Below are 1,071 nucleotides of genomic sequence, written 5' to 3' on the forward strand. Positions count from 1 at the left end.
GGTTGATCGGCGCTTTCAGTTTGCGGCCAAATTCATCCTGCAGGTCGGCTGTTGCCGTTTTAATCGTGTATTTCCGGTCTGCCTTGAGGTTCTCCGGCAGAGAGATGCGAAAATTGCCCTGCTGGTAGTGATCCCGATCCAGGTAGGTGTCATCCTCCCGGCTTGCCCACGGGTCGTAATCATCTCTGCCGCCTGCCAGGTCCGGTGTGAAGCGCAGATGCTGCTTGATTTGGGAAGTCAGGACAGGGGCTGAAAATTCGAGGTTAGCCCATCCAAGCGGATTACATTTTCCAATCTCCTGGTCACTCTCATCTGTAAAGAGAATTTCGAGACCATCATTGTCGACACATGAGAAACCCACAAATTCAAATTCCGGGTAAGTCATGTGATAGTCAATCATCCTCTGTTCTACGCCCCGCTCTTTACCCAAGGCGGAGACAAGACCAGGGATCACCTTCATTTCAACACGCGTATCCAGCGGCAGCTCTTTCTGTGGTGTCACCAGCCAGTATCTGCGTGCCTCCTCTTTCGTGACAGGAGTGAGATGTGGATCATTTTCGTCATAGGGATCTTTCTCAACCTTCAGATACTCGACAAGCAGCGTTTCATCCGTCTCACTGGTTGGATAAGTGTAAGCAATACGGGTTTCTACAGAAGATTTGGTGACCGGCTGATCGAATGACAGTCTGACGACAGGCGTTCCGGGCGTGAGCCATTCGCGGAACGAGGCATAACGCACATGTGGGCGCTGGGTGATAAAAGTATGGCTATGAGCTTCGCTGATGGTGGTGCCATCCTCGGCCTGAATGCCGGGTCGCATGGTCACCATGTACTTGGTTGCTTTCGTGAGGCGGCTCTCGTCATCCAACTGGCAGGCGAGTGCGCTTGTGTTCATCCAGCGCCAGTGGCATTTCAATGCCGGGGTGATATCGACGGGGATTTCACTCGCATCCCGCTCCATGCGACCAACAGGAACCACGGGGCGATTGAACTGGAATACGACCTGGTTGCCAGCCGGGACATCCTCACCGCCGGGTGTAACGCGTGTTAACTGCAATCCTTTCTGCTGAC

Annotated in this window: 1 pseudogene; it reads right to left on the minus strand. The window is 53.4% G+C overall.

Features of this window, described 5'->3' with window-relative positions:
- Positions 1–1,057 (minus strand): annotated as a pseudogene (locus BOW51_RS11020) (large extracellular alpha-helical protein); the annotation flags it as partial.
- Positions 1,058–1,071 lie beyond the last annotated feature (14 nt).

The organism is Solemya elarraichensis gill symbiont (genome assembly GCF_002021095.1).
Lineage (GTDB): Bacteria > Pseudomonadota > Gammaproteobacteria > Chromatiales > Chromatiaceae.